Here is a 16,607-nt window from a genome sequence, read left to right on the forward strand (position 1 = left end):
GCGGTAGCCATGCGACTTCAGGCATGGTTGGGGGAACGCGGGGGGAACAATGACTTACGGCCCAATCCTGGCGCTGGTGTTCGGCTATCTGCTGGGCTCGATTCCGTTCGGCCTGCTGCTTACCCGCGCGGCCGGCCTTGGCGATGTGCGCAAGATCGGTTCAGGCAATATCGGCGCCACCAATGTGCTGCGCACCGGCAACAAGGGGCTTGCCGCCGCGACTTTGCTGCTCGATGTGCTGAAAGGCACGGCCGCCGTGCTGATAGCAAGCCATTTCGCGCCTGAAGCCGCGATCTGGGCTGGTCTCGGCGCCTTTCTGGGCCACCTGTTCCCGGCATGGCTCGGCTTCAAGGGTGGCAAGGGCGTCGCCACTTATCTCGGCGTGCTGGTCGGCCTTGCCTGGCAAGTCGCATTGATCTTCGCTGTCGTATGGTTGGTGATGGCTTTCCTCTTCCGCTACTCATCGCTGGCGGCGCTGGCTGCTGCCGTGGTGGTGCCGATCGCGCTTTATTTCCTGAGCACGCCGCAGATAGCCATTCTGTTCGTGGTGATGAGCATCATTGTCTTCATCAAGCACCGAGAAAACATTTCGCGACTGATTGCCGGCTCCGAAGGCAAGATCGGAGCCAAGGGGTGAGCGAACCGGCCGCCGGGCCGCGTCTCACCGATCGCCAGCGGCTGAGCTGGCTGCGGCTGATCCGCACCCAGAATGTCGGCCCTGCCTCCTTTCGCGACCTGATCAACCGTTTCGGTTCGGCCGAAATCGCGTTGGAAATGCTGCCGGAACTGATGATTTCCGGCGGCGCCAACCGGATCGTGCGCATCCCTTCCCTTGCCGAGGCCGAGGCCGAGATGGAGGCCGCGCGGCGAGTTGGAGCACGCTTTGTCGGTATTGGGGAGGCGGACTATCCGCCGCTGTTGCGCAGCATGGACAATCCGCCGCCGATGCTGGCGGTCAGGGGCAATGCCGCGGTGTTCCGGTTGCCGGGTGTCGCGATAGTCGGCGCCCGCAACGCATCGCTTGCCGGCATCAAGATGGCGCGCATGCTGGCAGCCGATCTCGGGCGAGACGGCTACGGCATCGTCTCCGGCCTGGCACGTGGCATCGACACGGCGGCGCATCAGGGCAGTGTCTTGACCGGTACGGTCGGCGTGCTCGCCGGTGGGCTCGACCTGCCCTACCCGCCCGAAAATGCCGGTCTGTGCGATGACATTGCGGAGCGTGGCGCCATCATCTCGGAAATGCCGTTCGGCTGGCAGCCGCGTGCCCAGGATTTCCCGCGCCGCAACCGCCTTGTCGCGGGCGCCGCTCTTGGGCTGGTGGTGATTGAGGCAGCACAGCGCTCAGGCTCGCTGATCAGCGCCAGGCTTGCCGGCGAGATGGGCCGGTTGGTCTTTGCGGTACCCGGCTCCCCGCTCGATCCGCGCGCGGCCGGTACTAACGGTCTGCTCAAAGACGGCGCCACGCTGGTCACCGAAGCTTCGGACATTTCCAGGGCGATCCTTCCGCTGACCGGCATGCGGGCGCCTGATCTGCCGCCGTTTGAGGACCCGCCCGACTTTTCGGCCACACCGCCACCAGGCGAGAGCGACCGGGCCAAGGTGATCGAGGCGCTGGGGCCGACACCGGTGCCGATCGACGAGATCATCCGCCACACCGGCCTGCATCCCGCCCAGGTCTTCATGGTGCTGCTTGAACTCGACCTTGCCGGCCGCCTCGAGCGTCACGCCGGTGGAAATGTTTCGCTTGTTTTCGGGGAAGGCTAACCGCCCTCAGTGGCGGCTGGTCTTTCTATCTCCGGTCTCGTCGTAATCCTGCATGTTGGCGTCAAAGAGATCCTTTTGAACAAACTGGCGCCAGACCTCATCCGCGTCCTGCGGGCGCGACGGATCGAAACTCGGCTGGGTCTCGTGCGTATTCGGCAGCGACCGCCGGCGTAGCCAGGCAGGCATGATCTCCAAGATGAGACTGGTGAATTGGGTCATCACGGACTCCTTCGATTGAAGGGATGGACCAGGCCGGTCGATCCACCCAAATTACGCTGGCTCACCGCACCCAGCCAAGCCAAAGCCTCCCCGACGTCGGCAAGCACATGGCGCGCCGCTGTCGGTCCGTGCGGTTTGATGCGGATCGACATGCCGTCCATCTCGTTCACGGCCTCGAAACCATTTTCGTCGGATGTGTCGTCGCCCAGAAACACCGGCCGCCGCCCCTCGAAAGCCGGCAGATCCAGAAAGCGCCTGATGGCGGCTCCCTTTGCTGCCTCCAGCGGCATCAATTCAACGCCGGCATTGCCGGCCAGCACCCGATATCCCGTAGGCAACCTGCCCAACGCCTGTTCGACCAGTTGCGTCGCGCGCTGCAACAGTTGCGGTGCCGCGCGCGTGTGGACTGCCAGGATCGGTCCCTTGCGCTCGATATAAACGTCCGAACTGCCCAGCTCCGCTTCGATTTCCTCGGCAAGTGCCGCAATGTCGGCCGGCTCTCCCGCTGCCTCGACCGGGCCGTCGCGGATGAGCCTGTGCTCAAGCCCATACAGCCCGGCGGCGCGCAATCTGAGCGGCTGGAAAAGATGGTCGACCGCGGCGATCGATCGTCCCGTGATGAACGCCAGAGCTCCATCCAATTGCAATTCGAGCCTCGCCAGCAGCGTACGCAATTCATCGCCGACAACCACCGCATCGGGATGCGCGGCGTGTTCGAGAAGCGTGCCGTCAATGTCCAGGAACAAGGCCCACGGGCCTGTTGGGAGCTCAGGCGCGGGCAGTTTTGGCAGAAGCGACATCACAGCGCCGCCACCCGTCTGCGATCGAGCAGCGAGATCACGTTGCCCGATGAGGTCGGGGCGGCGCCGACGGCGCGATCGACCGCAACGCGTTTGCGCAGGCGCGCGGCATCGAGAAGCATGCTGCCTGCCCACCGGTAGACATTATTGTCGCGAACGACCTCACGCATCCTTTGCATGCGCTGCCGCTGCTCTTCCGACGACATCGTCAAAGCCTGCAACAAGGCGTCGCCCATCATTGTGGCGTCGTAGGGATTGACGATCAGCGCTTCCAGCAATTCCTTGGAAGCGCCGGCGAACATGCTGAGCAGCAGGACCCCCTGTTCGTCATTGCGCGCCGCGACGAACTCCTTGGCCACCAGGTTCATGCCGTCATGCAGGCTCGTGACCAAGCAAACGTCGGCGGCCCGGTAGATTTCGTAGACCTGTTCCTGCGAATGATGTTCCGTGACCATCAGGACGGGAGTGTAGCCGTCGCGGCCATAGCGCCGGTTGAGATCCTCGGCTTGACGCAGACACTCTTCATGCAACTGTTGGTATGCGGGCAAGGTGCCGCGACTGGGTGCCGCGATCTGCAGGAAGGCGACCTTGCCAATCCATTCCGGATGGAGCCTCAGCAGCTCGTCGAGTGCGGTAAAGCGATCGAGGATGCCCTTGGTGTAGTCGAGACGTTCGACGCCAACACACAGCCTGACATCGTCCGCCAGCCCGAATTTTTCACGAACATGCCGCCGGCATTGCGCCACGTCGGGCAGCTGGGCCTGTCGAGCCGGCTCCCATTCGATTGAAATTGGATACGCGTGAACCAGGCTGATCTGGCCGCCATAGGAGATGGCGGAATCCTCGCGCTCGATCCTGCTCTCCAGGAAGCGGTCGACGCTGTCGATGAAGTTGTTGCAATGGAACTGGGTGTGAAAGCCGACGATCGAACTGCCCAGCAATCCTTCTAGGATCTTCTCGCGCCATGGGCAGATGCTGAATACCTCGGAATTCGGCCATGGAATGTGCCAGAAGGTGATGATGATGGCTTCCGGCAGGCGCTCCCGGATCATCCGCGGCAACAGGGCGAAATGGTAGTCCTGGACCAGCACGATGGGCCGCTCGTTGCGTGCCTCCGCGACGACGGTGTCGGCGAATTTGCGGTTGACCGCCTCGTAGGCCTCCCAGTCGGACGCACGGAATATCGGTCGGGTGAAGGCTATGTGGCACAGCGGCCAAAGCCCCTCATTGGCAAAGCCGAGATAATAGCCTTGCTGTTCTTCCTCGCTCAGCCAGACACGGCGCAACGTATAGGAAGGGTTTTCGGGCGGCACTTCGACGCGGTCGTTTTCGTCGACCACCAGCGCATCGGCCGAACCGCCGCCATAGGCGATCCATGTGCCCGCACAGGCGCGCGTGATCGGCTCCAGGGCGGAGACCAGCCCGCTGGCGGGTACGACCAGCTGGATGCCGTCGCCGTTGCGGTTATGGATGTAGGGTTCGCGATTTGACACCACGATCACCTGTGCATCGGGAAGTTCCTTCGCCAGAATGTGACGCAACGTTTCCGGCGACCATTGGACGAGGGCGGCGGCCGCGGATTGCCCGTTCTTTTCGAACTCCGGCAATGGGCTGCGAACGGATCCTGCTTCGAGACGGGCGAGCTTCATGTTTCTGGCCCGGCGCGCCCGTGACAGCACCACCGCGAGCGCGACGCATGAGATACCGACAATTACGAGAACGAAGAGCCACAGTGCGGCCGAGGGTACGACCAGGTACGAACTGTTGTCGGGCATTTCGAATTGATTACCTTTCAATGGGACGCGGCAGATCCACCGACAGGAACTCCAGCATCCTTGGCGTGCTGATCCAACGTTCCGCACCCGTGATGGTTCCGATTTTTCAGCTCTTGACCACCAGTGGCACCAATCCTTCATGCGCATCCGCAAGGAAGGCACCGACACGATCCCCCACGCGCTGAAACGTCAGGTCCACCGCCACATGTCCCACCGAGAGATGGCGAATGACAAGATTGTCGATGCCGATCGGCAAGTGCGGCCGGGTCACGTGAATTTCGTTCGTCCAACCGTCGATCTGTAGGCCGAGGCAGGCCTGCATGAGCATGAAGGCGGAGCCCGCGGACCAGGCCTGCGGCAGGCAAGCCACCGGATAGGCAATCGGCGCTTCGCCGGCCGAGCGCGTGAACCCGCAGAACAGTTCGGGTAGCCGCATGTTGAAATGAACCGCGGATTCGAAGGTCCCGCTCATCAACCGCACCACGCTGTCGCGGATGCCGTATCGCGCCAGCCCGGCGGCGCAGATCGCGGTGTCGTGCGGCCAGATGGAGCCGTTATGATAGGACATCGGATTGAAGAAGATCGCATCGTCCGCCAGCGTTCTCAGCCCCCAGCCGGAATGGAACGAAGCCGACAGCAGCTGGTCGGCGACCATGCGTGCGCGATCCGGATTGGGAAGGCCGACATAGAGCAGGTGACCCGCATTGGACGTGCGCACCTTGCAGGGTTGGCCATCGCCATCGATCGCCAGCGCATAGTAGCCAAGCTCTTCGATCCAGAAGTGGCGTTCGACTTGTTGGCGAATGGCATCGGCGCGCAGCTCCCAATTCTCCGCCCGCTCCTCTTCGCCGCGCAGCCGTGCCAGCTTTGCCAATCCCCGAAATGCTGCAAAGACGTAACCCTGCACCTCGACCAGCGCGATCGGCCCTTTCGGAATGCGGCCGTCGGCATGGAAGACGGAATCGAAGCTGTCCTTCCATCCCTGGTTGGCAAGGCCGGATTCCGCGGCGCGCTGATAGGTAAGAAACCCTGTCGAACGGCTCGCTGTCTCGATCCACTCGGCGGCGGCGCACAGCGATGGCCAAAGGCCATCGATGAAAGCCGTGTCTCCCGTGCGGTCCGCATAGGCGCAGGCGAGATGGATGTAGAGGGGCGTCGTATCGACGCCGCCATAGTAGCGGCCGAACGGCAACTCGCTCAGCGCCGCCATCTCGCCCTTGCGGGTCTCGTGCATGATCTTGCCGGGCTCGGAATCGCTGAAGGGAGAGGTTTCGGTCGCCTGGTGCTGGGCGAGAAAGGCAAGCACGCCACGAGCCAGGCCGGGATTGAGCCAAAGCATCTGCAGAGCTGAAATCACGCCGTCGCGGCCGAAGGCGGTGGAGAACCACGGGATACCGGCATATGGGTAAGGCCCGGTCGCCAGTTCCGTGGTGAGCAATGCCACATCGGCACGCGCCCGTTCCATCCAATCATTGAAGACGCGGCCTGAACTGTGCAGCGTTGCCCCATGCCGGCGCTTGGCGCGCATGCCGAAACGGGCGCGCGCCGCCGCGGCCCGGAAACGTTCACTTTGCGGGCGGGCCGTTGTCTTGCTCCCCACCTCCACATACAGCGTCTGGCGGCTGCGCTTGGTGACGGCAATGAAGAAATCCGCCCGCTCGGAGGTCAGTTGATCCGGGGGCTGTGAAAACGAAATGGCCGAGGTCCGCACGACCTTGTCCAGCCCTTCGTAGCGGAGCACGACCGAACTCTGGTCGATCTCGGCCGTGTGCGCGGTACCGCGCTTGGAGCGGGTCGAGCCCCGGACTTCGAACATGTCGCGAAAATCAACGCCGAAGCGCAGTGACACCAAGACCGTCGAATGCTCCCGGCTATAGTTCGAGAGCGTGATGCGTTCATATAGCCTTTCCTGCCACAGAAGCCTGACCCGCTCGATATGGATCGCGCCCTGCGGAATCTGGCGGCCCGCGGCGCTCTCGATCGGCAGATTGGTCAGGTTGCTGGTGAACAGGACGTTGTCCTGGCTGAGCGATGCGCCCAGCAGCGACAACGATCGTCCGCCAACCGTCAGGCGAAATTCGGAGAGCACGCGCGTGTCGTCGCGGAAGAAGCCGTCGCCGGCGCCACGTATGTCGCCATAGGCGTCGGCGACGGCAAAGCAATCGCCATGCTTGAGAGCGTAAAGCCGATGCGGCTCCCTGGGCGCGGTTTCGTCCAGGGAAGCCAGTGCTATCGCAGGATCGAGCTTGCGCTCGTCGAGTTGGGTAATGGTCAAGAAGATTGTCCCGTGCTGGTTTCCGAACGGGTTGAAGATCTATGAGGCCCTGCTCTCTTCGTGGCCGGTGGTCAGCCGCGAATAGGCCTCGACATAATCCCTGGCCATTCTATCGGCCGAAAACCGCCTTTCGAAGGCCGTTCTTATTCGTCGCCTGTCGAGTTGCAGGAGAGCCGGCATCGAGGCGACGGCATCTTCGATGGTTTCGACGACAAAGCCGGTGACCCCATGATCGATGATCTCGGGCATAGCGCCGCAACTCCAAGCCATGACCGGGGTTCCGCACGCCATGGCCTCGATCACCGCAAGCCCGAAGGGTTCAGGCCAGTCGATGGGAAACAGCAAGGCGGCCGCATTGCCCAGAAACCGGGCCTTCTGGTCCTCACCAATCTCGCCGACATACTCGACCCGGTCGCCATCGATCAGCGGCTGCACGACTTCCTCGAAATAGGCGCGGTCGCCATCGCCGACCTTGGCGGCGAGCTTCAGTTTCAGGCCGGTTCGGCGGGCAATCTCGATTGCCCGGTCCGGCCGCTTGTCGCGTGACATTCTGCCGAGAAAAGCAAGGTAGGTACCGTCCGAACCGGCCTCGAAATCGGCCTCATAAAGGTCAAGCGGCAGCCCGTGATGGATCGTCGCCAGCCAGTTCGCGGATGCGAACCGCGCCCGCTGGCTGCGGGATATGGAAATCATGGGGAACCGCGGGAACCGGTCATAGGCTTGCGCGAGGTCCGCGTAATCCAGCCTGCCATGCGGCGTTGTCACCGTGCGCTGCGGCATATCACGGAAAAACGGGAAATGCAGGAAATGGCTCAGATGGAAATGCACGACGTCGAAGTCGTCGGCCCGTTTGCGCACTTCGTCGAGCATCGACAAATGTGCCGCGATCTCGGACTTCAGCGGACGCGGATCGAGACGAAGCGCCCTTTCGCGGCATGGCACCAGTTTGGCGGAGCTCTTCGTGTCGCCGCTGGCAAACAACGTCACCTCGTGGCCGAGATCGACGAGAGCTTCGGTAAGATACGAGATGATACGCTCGGTACCCCCGTAAAGTCGTGGCGGCACCGATTCGTAGAGTGGTGCGACATGGGCAATCTTCATGTCCCGGCGTCCCTCAATGAGCTGGTCATAGAGCCAAAATGCATCAAGGCCCGGATCGTTCCTATATCAGCGCAAGATGCGTCGAATGATCGATCCGTCCCCTGTTTGAGTAGATCCGCCGCCCTATTTCCTTCTGGTGCTGTCGACCTTGCGCTTGCGGCAGCCGAAGGAGGCCCAGATGCAGCAACCCAGGGATATCGCAGCGCGGCGCCTGAGCATGATCATCGAGCAATATGTCGAGGCCAGAAAACGGCATTTTGGCTTTGTGTCGACTGATCAGGCTGCCCGAGTGATCCGCAGAACCCTGAAGCCAGATCCTTCGGAGCCAGCGCTTTCCGATCACGACCTCGACGACATGGTCGCCGCCCTCGCCGTGAAGAACGGCCTGGCCGTCATCTTCGACCGTGGCGTGCGGGGACCGGCCAACGGCGCCGAGGCCGACCTGAACAGAAAGGAACCGATCATGCGAGCACCGACGGAGACCCCGGATGTTGCCGGCGCGGTGGACGCTATCCTGAGCGATCGCACTGCCCAGCTTTCGATGAGCGCGGTCATCTCGTTGCTGCGCGAACGGACCGGCACCAAGCGATCCGACGCGGATCTGACAGGACTGATCGCCAAGAAAGCCGCCGTTCTGGACGTGCACCTGTCAGGAGGCGTCTGAACGGTCGTTGAGCGCCGCAAAGATACATGGGCAAATCAAAAGCGCTGGCATGTCATTTGACGATGGTGAGCGCGATGGGATTCGAACCCATGACCTACTGATTAAAAGTCAGTTGCTCTACCGGCTGAGCTACGCGCTCCCGCGGGCTCGAAAAGGCCGCCCTCGAAATTGCGCGGAACATAGGGAGAGTGCCGCGACCGGTCAACCGGAAAAGAGGGGTTCCAAACCTGCTCTTTGCCCTAATTCGCTGCCCCTTGCTTGTTCCCCCCGGGTTCTGGCGACCAGCCCGGCGGTTTGGGTTTCGTGCGGGAACGGCTGCCTACACGGCGGAACAAATCCGACGCACTGTCGTTTTTTGCCAAAGGGACGTTCGCCAACCCTCGAGGAGAATACCAATGAATAGAATCACAACGGGCCTGCTTGCCGCCACCCTTTCGGCGACATTCGTCGCGGCGGAGGTGGTGCCGGTCAACGCCCAGCCCAACTTCGTGCCACTCTCCCAGGCGGCAGCGCCGGATGTGCAGACGGTGCAATACCGGGAGTGGAGGAGAAACCGCTCCTTCGACCGCAATTTCTCGCGCAATCGAAGCTTTAGCCGCAACGGTGACATGTATTGGAATGGGCATCGCGGCTATCGTGAATATCGCCGCGGCTATCGCCGTCATGGCGACTACTGGTTCCCGCTGGCCGCCTTCGCGACTGGCGCGCTGATCACCGGCGCGATTGTCAACAACGAGAACAACCGCGTCTATGAAGGCAACTCGCACGTTCAGTGGTGCTACGATCATTATCGGAGCTACCGCGCTTCCGACAACACCTTCCAGCCGAACAATGGTCCTCGTCGGGAGTGCCGCTCCCCTTACTGATCCGTATTGAGTATCAGTAGCTGGTAATGGTGAGTAAAGGCCCGCGTGTAGAAGACGCGGGCCTTGTCGCGTCTATCCTAACATGGTTGGCAGTGGTCGCGTTTGTCGCTGGCCCAGCTCAGGCTCTTGATAACCAGGTAAGACCGCCGCCTTTGCCGCGGGGAGAGCGGTACGCTCCAACAGCGTCGCAAATCCGTACCATAGCCCCGCTGAGTTCCCATCCGAGTGCTTCGAGGTCGTCGTCGGTATCGACCACGTAAGCCTGCGCCAGCTCGTCGATGCCGTTCTGTTCCCCGAAGGATCGGACCTGCTTTGCGTCCGCAAGGAGTTCGTCGGGCAGGTTGGAGTTCGCCCAGGCCCACAGCCAGTTGCCAGCCATTGTGCTCGTGGAACCTGCGATCTGGATTTCGGCGACGACCGCGACCTTCCCTTCCTGTGAAAACAGCAGCTTCCCCGTTGTCAGGTCGTAGTCATAGCGCGGCCAGTGCCCCAAGTGGAAATCCTTCTCCAGACGGGCGTTCTTCGCGGTAAGCTGTTCGAATGCCTCCGCGCACCAGTTGCTATACCATTCCGGCGTCATTTCCCCCTCGCCAAGCCCTCACCTCAAGGACGCTCAATGTCCGGCGCACAGCGTCCCGCCAGCCCGCCAATTTGACGGACCGGGTAGCGGATTCCATGTCGGGCACGAACCGCCGCTCCAAGGCCCAGGTCTTGGCGAATTCCCGCGCCTTCGGCCATACGCCGGCCTTCGAACCGGCAAGCCATGCCGCCCCCAGCGCGGTCGTCTCCAGAATTGTCGGCCGATCGACCGGCGCGTCGAGAATGTCGGCCAGGCGCTGCATGGTCCAGTCCGATGCCACCATGCCGCCATCGACCCTGAGCACCGTCTTTGCCTTGGCGCCCTTCCAATCCTTGTGCATGGCGTCGAGCAGGTCGCGGGTCTGGTAGGCGACGGATTCCAGTGCCGCGCGGGCAAACTCCGCCGGTCCGGTGTTGCGGGTCAATCCGAAAATCGCGCCCCGCGCCTCGGCATCCCAGTGCGGCGCACCGAGCCCGACAAAGGCCGGCACCAGATAGACGTTCTGCGTCGGATCGGCTTCCGCCGCGAGTTTGCCGCTCTGCTCTGCCTTGCCGATCACCTTGATGCCGTCGCGCAGCCATTGCACGGCAGCCCCAGCGATGAAGATCGAGCCTTCCAGCGCATAGGTGGTCTTGCCGTTCAGCCGATAGGCAATGGTGGTCAAGAGTCGGTTCTTCGACCGCACCAGGTCGCTGCCGGTGTTGAGCAACGCAAAACAGCCGGTGCCATAGGTGGATTTCATCATGCCCGGCTCGAAGCAGGCCTGGCCAATCGTCGCGGCATGCTGGTCGCCGGCAACGCCGAGGATTCTGATTTCGGCGCCAAACAGGTTTTTCTCTGTTATTCCATAATCATCGGCGCAATCCTTGACTTCGGGCAGCATCGCGGCGGGGATGCGCAGGATGGCCAGCAGCTCCTCGTCCCAGGCATTCTCCGCAATGTTGTAGACCAGCGTGCGCGACGCGTTGGTGGCATCCGTGGCGTGAACCTTGCCGCCGGTCAGCCGCCAGATCAAAAAGCTGTCGATGGTGCCGGCGAGCAGCTCGCCCTTCTCGGCACGCTTCCTCGCGCCCTTCACCTTGTCCAGCATCCAGGCGATCTTGGTGCCGGAGAAATAGGGGTCGAGCAGCAGGCCGGTCTTGCGGGTGAATTTCTTCTCAAGCCCCTGCTTCCTGAGCTTCTGGCATAACGGTGCGGTGCGCCGGTCTTGCCAGACAATGGCGTTGTGAATCGGTTTGCCGGTCGCTTTGTCCCAGATGACGACCGTCTCGCGCTGGTTGGTGATGCCGATCGCAGCCACATCCGAAGCGTCGCGGCCGGCATTCTTCAGCGCGGCCCTCACCGTCTCAATGACGCTCGACCAGATCTCCTCCGGATCGTGTTCGACCCAGCCTGAGGCCGGATAGTGCTGGGCGAATTCCTTCTGTCCGCTGCCCGCGACATTCATCGTGCCGTCGAACAGGATCGCCCGTGTCGATGTCGTTCCCTGGTCGATCGCAAGCACCAAACCGCTCATTCTGCATCCTCCGCCTTGACAAAAAGAAGGGAGACGGCAACGCGCCGCCTCCCTCAATTTCACACGGGCGCGAACGCCCGCATAGATCGTCTTACTTTTGCCAGCTCTTGACCAGTTCGTCGTAGTTGATGGTGACCGGCTTTTCCTTCTCGTTCTCGATCTTGAGCTGAGGCGCGAGATTGCCCTTCTTGACCGCGTCGGCGTTCCAGTAGGCGAGATCATGCTCTTCGGCCATCTTCGGGCCGATATCGCCCTGGACACCCGATTTCTCGATGCGGCTCATCACCTTCTCCTGCTCGCCGCAGAGCGAGTCCATCGCTTCCTGCGCCGTCTTGGCTCCGGACGACGCATCGCCGATTGCCTGCCACCAGAGCTGAGCCAGCTTCGGATAGTCAGGCACGTTGGTGCCGGTCGGGGACCACTGCACACGGGCGGGTGAGCGGTAGAACTCGATCAGGCCGCCGAGCTTCGGCGCACGTTCGGTGAAGCTCTTGTCGTGGATAGTACTCTCGCGGATGAAGGTCAGGCCGACATGGCTCTTCTTCACGTCCACGGTCTTCGAGGTGACGAATTGCGCGTAAAGCCAGGCGGCCTTGGCGCGATCGGTCGGCGTCGACTTCATCAGCGTCCAGGAACCCACGTCCTGGTAGCCGAGCTTCATGCCGTCCTTCCAGTAGACGCCGTGCGGCGACGGCGCCATGCGCCACTTCGGCGTGCCATCGTCGTTCAGCACCGCCTTGGCGCCGGCGTCGACCATCGAAGCGGTGAAGGCGGTGTACCAGAAGATCTGCTGGGCAACCGCCCCTTGCGCCGGCACCGGGCCGGATTCAGAGAAGGTCATGCCTTGCGCTTCGGCAGGCGCGTAGGCTTTCAACCAGTCGAGATACTTCTGGATCGAATAGACCGCCGCAGGACCATTGGTATCGCCGCCGCGGGCGGTGCAGGAGCCGACAGGGCGTGAATTCTCGTCGACCTTGATGCCCCACTCGTCGACCGGCAAGCCATTCGGCAGGCCCTTGTCGCCATTGCCGGCCATCGACAGCCAGGCGTCGGTGAACCGCCAGCCCAGCGACGGGTCCTTCTTGCCGTAGTCCATGTGGCCATAGACCTTCTTGCCGTCTATCTCGCGACCGGTGAAGAATTCGGCGATGTCCTCATACGCCGACCAATTGACCGGAACGCCGAGGTCGTAGCCGTATTTCGCCTTGAAGTCGGCCTTGTTCTTCTCGTCGTTGAACCAGTCGTAACGGAACCAGTAGAGGTTGGCGAACTGCTGATCGGGCAGTTGGTAGAGCTTCTTGTCGGGAGCCGTCGTGAACGAGGTGCCGATGAAGTCCTTCAGGTCCAGGTTCGGATTTGTGACGTCCTTGCCCTCACCCGCCATCCAGTCGGTCAGATTGCGCACCTGCTGGTAGCGCCAGTGGGTGCCGATCAGGTCGGAATCGTTGACCCAGCCGTCATAGAGGTTCTGGCCGGTCTGCATCTGCGTCTGGATCTTCTCAACGACGTCGCCTTCCTGGATAACGTCATGTGTGATCTTGATGCCGGTGATGGCGGTAAAGGCCGGCGCCAGCACCTGCGATTCATACTGGTGGGTGGCGATGGTTTCAGAGACGACCTTGATGTCCATGCCGGCGAACGGCTTGGCGGCGTCGATGAACCATTGCATTTCGGCTTCCTGATCGGCGCGCGAAAGCGTCGACAGGGGGCCGATTTCCTTGTCCAGGAAGGACTTGGCTTCGTCCATTCCGGCATAGGCATTGCCTGCCCCCAGCAACAGGACAAGGGCGGTCGTTGACGTTAAAAATTGCCGTCGCATTAGTTTCCTCCACAGTTTTAAGTTTCAAGTGCGATCTGGAGCAGTCGCCGGCACGCGGCCGCTCCAACAGTTTCCCCCTCTATACGTAGCGGAACACGCCGACGGCGTAGACCACGGAGAGAGCGAGAGCCCACCAAAGGTTGGATCCGACGAGACCCAGCCAAGCGAGATGAATAAAGGCACTGCCAAGCAGCGACAGAAACAGGCGATCGCCGCGTGTCGTCTCGAAGCGCAGCATGCCGACGCGCGGATTGCCGCCTGGCGAGGCGTATTCCCAAGCGGCCATGCCGCACAGCAACAGAAGAATGGTGGCGAAGAAAGCGGCCGTCGGCCACGTCCACGCCATCCAGGAGAGGTCGAGATTCATGATCATACCCTCCCCAGGGCGAAGCCCTTGGCGATATAGTTGCGGACAAACCAGATGACGAGCGCGCCAGGGATCAGCGTCAGCACGCCGGCTGCGGCAAGGAGGCCCCAGTCCATGCCGGCGGCCGATACGGTGCGCGTCATGGTGGCGGCGATCGGCTTGGCGTCGGTGGTGGTCAGCGTGCGCGCGATCAACAGTTCCACCCATGAGAACATGAAGCAGAAGAAGCAGGCGACGCCGATGCCGCTGGCGATCAGCGGCATGAATATCCTGACAAAGAAACGCGGGAACGAATAGCCGTCGATATAGGCGGTTTCATCGATCTCCTTCGGCACGCCCGACATGAAGCCTTCGAGGATCCACACCGCCAGCGGCACGTTGAACAGGCAGTGCGCCAGCGCCACCGCAATGTGCGTGTCGATGAGGCCGAAGGCCGAATAGAGCTGGAAGAACGGCAGTGCGAACACGGCCGGCGGCGCCATGCGGTTGGTCAGCAGCCAGAAGAACAGATGCTTATCGCCGAGGAAACGATAGCGCGAGAAAGCGTAAGCCGCAGGCAGCGCCACCGACACCGAAATCACCATGTTCATGACGACATAGGTGATCGAGTTGATGTAGCCGGAATACCAAGCCCTCTGCGTGAAGATGGTGACGTAGTTGGCGATCGTCGGCGTGTGCGGGTAGAGCGTCATCGAGTTGACGATCTCGGCATTGGTCTTGAAGCTCATATTGATGAGCCAGTAAATCGGCAGCAGAAGTACGATGATGTAGAGCGTCGGCACGATCCACCACCAGCGCGATTCCTCGCCGCGCCGGCGCATGCGCCTGTCGAGATCGCTCTGCGACAGTGTACCGGCGAGACTTTCCGAGGCGGTCCCGTTCATCGCATTGCGCTCGGTTCGTTCATTGGCGCCAGCCATTTCAGCGCTCCGCGTCGTAATTGGTCATCACGGTGTAGAACACCCATGACAACAACAGGATGATGAGGAAGTAGACCAGCGACATGGCGGCCGCCGGGCCAAGGTCGAACTGGCCGAGCGCCGTCTTGACGAGGTCGATCGACAGGAAGGTCGTCGAGTTGCCCGGCCCGCCGCCGGTGACGACGAACGGTTCGGTGTAGATCATGAAACTGTCCATGAAGCGCAGCAGCACGGCGATCAAAAGCACGCGCTGCATCTTCGGCAGCTGGATGTAGCGGAATACCGCCCAGCGCGAGGCCCCGTCGATCTTTGCCGCCTGGTAGAAGGCATCGGGGATCGAGACCAGCCCGGCATAGCAGAGCAGCACGACGAGGCTGGTCCAGTGCCAGACATCCATGACGATGATCGTCACCCAGGCATCGAACGGATCCTGCACGTAATTGTAGTCGATGCCGATCGCGTTGAGGTAATAGCCCAACAGTCCGATGTCGTTGCGTCCGAACACCTGCCAGATGGTGCCGACGACATTCCACGGGATCAGCAGTGGCAGCGACATCAGCACCAGGCAGACCGGCACGCCCCAGCCCTTCTTCGGCATGTTGAGCGCGATGAAGATGCCGAGCGGCACCTCGATCGCCAGGATGATAAAGGAAAAGATCAGGTTGCGAACCATCGCTTCCCAGAAGCGGCTGGATGAAAGCAGTTCCTCGAACCATTCGGTGCCGGCCCAGGTGAAGACATTGTTGCCGAACGTGTCCTGCACGGAATAGTTGACGACCGTCATCAGCGGGATGACGGCGGTGAAGGCCACCAGCACCAGCACCGGCAGCACGAGGAACCAGGCCTTGTTGTTCCAGGTCTTGTCCATCTATGCCCCCATCTCGACACGCCAGGAACCGGCATAGATGTTGATGCCGGCCGGATCGAACCGCACCTTCGGTTCGGCTGGCACGGTCTCGTCCTCACCGATGACGGCAGCGATGTCCCTGCCTTCCAGCTTGGCGCGAACCACCTTGTGGCGGCCGACATCCTCGACCTTGGTGATCGAGACGGCCATGCCGTCCCGGCCGAGCCGCACATATTCGGGGCGAATGCCGAGTTCGACGGCGCCGCCGGCGGCTTTGGGCGCGCCCGGCAGTTCGATACGCTGCGAGCCGAGCGTCGCCGTCTTGCCGTCGATCGCCACAGGCATGACGTTCATGCCCGGCGAACCGATGAAATAACCGACAAAGGTATGGCGCGGCCGCTCGAACAGTTCGGCCGGCGTGCCGATCTGCACGATGCCGCCATCATACATGACGACGACCTGGTCAGCGAAGGTCAGCGCCTCGGTCTGGTCGTGGGTGACATACACCATCGTGTAGCCGAAGCGGCGATGAAGCTGTTTCAATTGCGAGCGCAGCACCCACTTCATATGCGGGTCGATGACGGTCAGCGGCTCGTCGAACAGGATGGCGTTGACGTCCGAGCGCACCAGGCCGCGGCCGAGCGAGATCTTCTGCTTCTGGTCAGCGGTCAGGCCCCTGGCCTTCTTCTTGGCCCAGGACGCCAGGTCGATCATCTCCAGCGTCTCGCGCACCTTGCGGTCGACGTCTGCCTCCGGCACGCCGCGATTGCGCAGCGGGAAGGCCAGATTGTCATAGACAGTCATGGTATCGTAGATGACCGGGAACTGGAACACCTGCGCGATATTGCGCTCCTGCGTCGACAGGGTGGTCACGTCCCTGCCGTTGAACAGCAACTGGCCATGCGAGGGATGCAGCAGCCCCGATATGATGTTGAGCAGCGTGGTCTTGCCGCAGCCGGACGGCCCGAGCAGCGCGTAGGCACCACCATCCTCGAAAGTGTGATGCACTTCGCGCAGCGCGAAATCGGCATCCTTGCGCGGGTTCGGTAGATAGGAATGCCTGACATGGTTGACGTCGATGCGCGCCATAT

16 protein-coding genes and 1 tRNA gene are annotated in these 16,607 nt (G+C 61.9%); 4 read left to right on the plus strand and 13 right to left on the minus strand.

Annotation, left to right across the window (positions count from 1 at the left end):
• Positions 1–49 precede the first annotated feature (49 nt).
• Both plsY and dprA read left to right on the plus strand, forming a co-directional pair.
• Positions 50–637 (plus strand): glycerol-3-phosphate 1-O-acyltransferase PlsY, encoded by a 588-nt coding sequence (gene plsY / locus LB524_RS14945; RefSeq protein ID WP_015317748.1) that lies wholly within the window; start codon positions 50–52, stop codon positions 635–637.
• Entirely contained in the window at positions 634–1,767 is a 1,134-nt protein-coding gene (gene dprA, locus LB524_RS14950; protein WP_224527769.1) for a DNA-processing protein DprA, read from the plus strand. The genes plsY and dprA overlap by 4 nt, the downstream gene beginning before the upstream one ends.
• A gap of 6 nt (positions 1,768–1,773) precedes the next feature.
• Here the strand turns inward: dprA and LB524_RS14955 are convergent, their stop codons facing one another.
• The 5 genes from LB524_RS14955 to LB524_RS14975 form a co-directional block, all read right to left on the minus strand.
• On the minus strand, positions 1,774–1,986 hold the full coding sequence (locus LB524_RS14955; RefSeq protein WP_015317746.1) for a hypothetical protein: 213 nt from the start codon (positions 1,984–1,986) through the stop codon (positions 1,774–1,776).
• Complete coding sequence (otsB, locus tag LB524_RS14960; protein ID WP_015317745.1) at positions 1,986–2,786, minus strand: trehalose-phosphatase; 801 nt, start codon at positions 2,784–2,786, stop codon at positions 1,986–1,988. The genes LB524_RS14955 and otsB overlap by 1 nt, the downstream gene beginning before the upstream one ends.
• Positions 2,786–4,561: a trehalose-6-phosphate synthase gene (locus LB524_RS14965; RefSeq protein ID WP_015317744.1), complete on the minus strand. Its 1,776-nt coding sequence runs from the start codon at positions 4,559–4,561 to the stop codon at positions 2,786–2,788. The genes otsB and LB524_RS14965 overlap by 1 nt, the downstream gene beginning before the upstream one ends.
• Before the next feature lie 106 nt (positions 4,562–4,667).
• A complete protein-coding gene (locus tag LB524_RS14970; RefSeq protein ID WP_140616516.1) occupies positions 4,668–6,830 on the minus strand; it encodes an amylo-alpha-1,6-glucosidase in 2,163 nt (720 codons plus the stop codon).
• A gap of 45 nt (positions 6,831–6,875) precedes the next feature.
• Complete coding sequence (locus LB524_RS14975) at positions 6,876–7,937, minus strand: glycosyltransferase family 4 protein (protein ID WP_015317742.1); 1,062 nt, start codon at positions 7,935–7,937, stop codon at positions 6,876–6,878.
• A gap of 217 nt (positions 7,938–8,154) precedes the next feature.
• Here LB524_RS14975 and LB524_RS14980 point away from each other — a divergent pair, with 217 nt between their 5' ends.
• The gene (locus tag LB524_RS14980) at positions 8,155–8,601 is read left to right on the plus strand and encodes a hypothetical protein (RefSeq protein ID WP_224527789.1); all 447 of its coding nucleotides are present in this window, start codon (positions 8,155–8,157) and stop codon (positions 8,599–8,601) included.
• A 63-nt stretch (positions 8,602–8,664) separates the two neighbouring features.
• On the opposite strand, the gene LB524_RS14985 is transcribed toward LB524_RS14980, so the two are convergent.
• Positions 8,665–8,740: transfer RNA gene (locus tag LB524_RS14985), tRNA-Lys, on the minus strand.
• Between the two features lie 256 nt (positions 8,741–8,996).
• Here LB524_RS14985 and LB524_RS14990 point away from each other — a divergent pair.
• Positions 8,997–9,467 (plus strand): BA14K family protein, encoded by a 471-nt coding sequence (locus LB524_RS14990; RefSeq protein WP_015317740.1) that lies wholly within the window; start codon positions 8,997–8,999, stop codon positions 9,465–9,467.
• Positions 9,468–9,585: 118 nt separating this feature from the next.
• Here LB524_RS14990 and LB524_RS14995 read toward each other — a convergent pair whose 3' ends face one another.
• From LB524_RS14995 to LB524_RS15025, 7 genes are all read right to left on the minus strand, one after another.
• Positions 9,586–10,047 (minus strand): DUF6882 domain-containing protein, encoded by a 462-nt coding sequence (locus LB524_RS14995; protein ID WP_224527792.1) that lies wholly within the window; start codon positions 10,045–10,047, stop codon positions 9,586–9,588.
• Positions 10,028–11,563, minus strand: coding sequence for a glycerol kinase GlpK (glpK, locus tag LB524_RS15000; RefSeq protein WP_224527795.1), 1,536 nt, complete (start codon positions 11,561–11,563; stop codon positions 10,028–10,030). The genes LB524_RS14995 and glpK overlap by 20 nt, the downstream gene beginning before the upstream one ends.
• Before the next feature lie 91 nt (positions 11,564–11,654).
• Positions 11,655–13,382 carry an ABC transporter substrate-binding protein gene (locus tag LB524_RS15005; RefSeq protein ID WP_015317738.1) on the minus strand — a complete coding sequence of 576 codons (1,728 nt, stop codon included), beginning with the start codon at positions 13,380–13,382 and terminating at the stop codon, positions 11,655–11,657.
• Between the two features lie 79 nt (positions 13,383–13,461).
• Complete coding sequence (locus LB524_RS15010; RefSeq protein ID WP_015317737.1) at positions 13,462–13,749, minus strand: DUF2160 domain-containing protein; 288 nt, start codon at positions 13,747–13,749, stop codon at positions 13,462–13,464.
• A gap of 2 nt (positions 13,750–13,751) precedes the next feature.
• Positions 13,752–14,633, minus strand: a complete 882-nt coding sequence (locus LB524_RS15015) for a carbohydrate ABC transporter permease (protein ID WP_411908819.1) — start codon at positions 14,631–14,633, stop codon at positions 13,752–13,754.
• A gap of 37 nt (positions 14,634–14,670) precedes the next feature.
• The gene (locus tag LB524_RS15020) at positions 14,671–15,537 is read right to left on the minus strand and encodes a carbohydrate ABC transporter permease (RefSeq protein WP_027044598.1); all 867 of its coding nucleotides are present in this window, start codon (positions 15,535–15,537) and stop codon (positions 14,671–14,673) included.
• Entirely contained in the window at positions 15,538–16,605 is a 1,068-nt protein-coding gene (locus tag LB524_RS15025) for an ABC transporter ATP-binding protein (RefSeq protein ID WP_140821755.1), read from the minus strand. It abuts the gene before it with no gap.
• Positions 16,606–16,607 lie beyond the last annotated feature (2 nt).

The organism is Mesorhizobium sp. ESP6-5, assembly GCF_020164695.1.
Taxonomy (GTDB): Bacteria; Pseudomonadota; Alphaproteobacteria; order Rhizobiales; family Rhizobiaceae; genus Mesorhizobium; species Mesorhizobium australicum.

Excerpts from the sequence above, each read along its gene's own strand:
- plsY (WP_015317748.1), top strand. The coding sequence starts at position 50 with ATGACTTACGGCCCAATCCTGGCGCTGGTGTTCGGCTATCTGCTGGGC.
- LB524_RS14955 (WP_015317746.1), bottom strand. The coding sequence starts at position 1,986 with ATGACCCAATTCACCAGTCTCATCTTGGAGATCATGCCTGCCTGGCTA.
- otsB (WP_015317745.1), bottom strand. The coding sequence starts at position 2,786 with ATGTCGCTTCTGCCAAAACTGCCCGCGCCTGAGCTCCCAACAGGCCCG.
- LB524_RS14965 (WP_015317744.1), bottom strand. The coding sequence starts at position 4,561 with ATGCCCGACAACAGTTCGTACCTGGTCGTACCCTCGGCCGCACTGTGG.
- LB524_RS14975 (WP_015317742.1), bottom strand. The coding sequence starts at position 7,937 with ATGAAGATTGCCCATGTCGCACCACTCTACGAATCGGTGCCGCCACGA.
- LB524_RS14980 (WP_224527789.1), top strand. The coding sequence starts at position 8,155 with ATGATCATCGAGCAATATGTCGAGGCCAGAAAACGGCATTTTGGCTTT.
- LB524_RS14990 (WP_015317740.1), top strand. The coding sequence starts at position 8,997 with ATGAATAGAATCACAACGGGCCTGCTTGCCGCCACCCTTTCGGCGACA.
- LB524_RS14995 (WP_224527792.1), bottom strand. The coding sequence starts at position 10,047 with ATGACGCCGGAATGGTATAGCAACTGGTGCGCGGAGGCATTCGAACAG.
- glpK (WP_224527795.1), bottom strand. The coding sequence starts at position 11,563 with ATGAGCGGTTTGGTGCTTGCGATCGACCAGGGAACGACATCGACACGG.
- LB524_RS15005 (WP_015317738.1), bottom strand. The coding sequence starts at position 13,382 with ATGCGACGGCAATTTTTAACGTCAACGACCGCCCTTGTCCTGTTGCTG.
- LB524_RS15010 (WP_015317737.1), bottom strand. The coding sequence starts at position 13,749 with ATGAATCTCGACCTCTCCTGGATGGCGTGGACGTGGCCGACGGCCGCT.
- LB524_RS15015 (WP_411908819.1), bottom strand. The coding sequence starts at position 14,633 with ATGAACGGGACCGCCTCGGAAAGTCTCGCCGGTACACTGTCGCAGAGC.
- LB524_RS15020 (WP_027044598.1), bottom strand. The coding sequence starts at position 15,537 with ATGGACAAGACCTGGAACAACAAGGCCTGGTTCCTCGTGCTGCCGGTG.
- LB524_RS15025 (WP_140821755.1), bottom strand. The coding sequence starts at position 16,605 with ATGGCGCGCATCGACGTCAACCATGTCAGGCATTCCTATCTACCGAAC.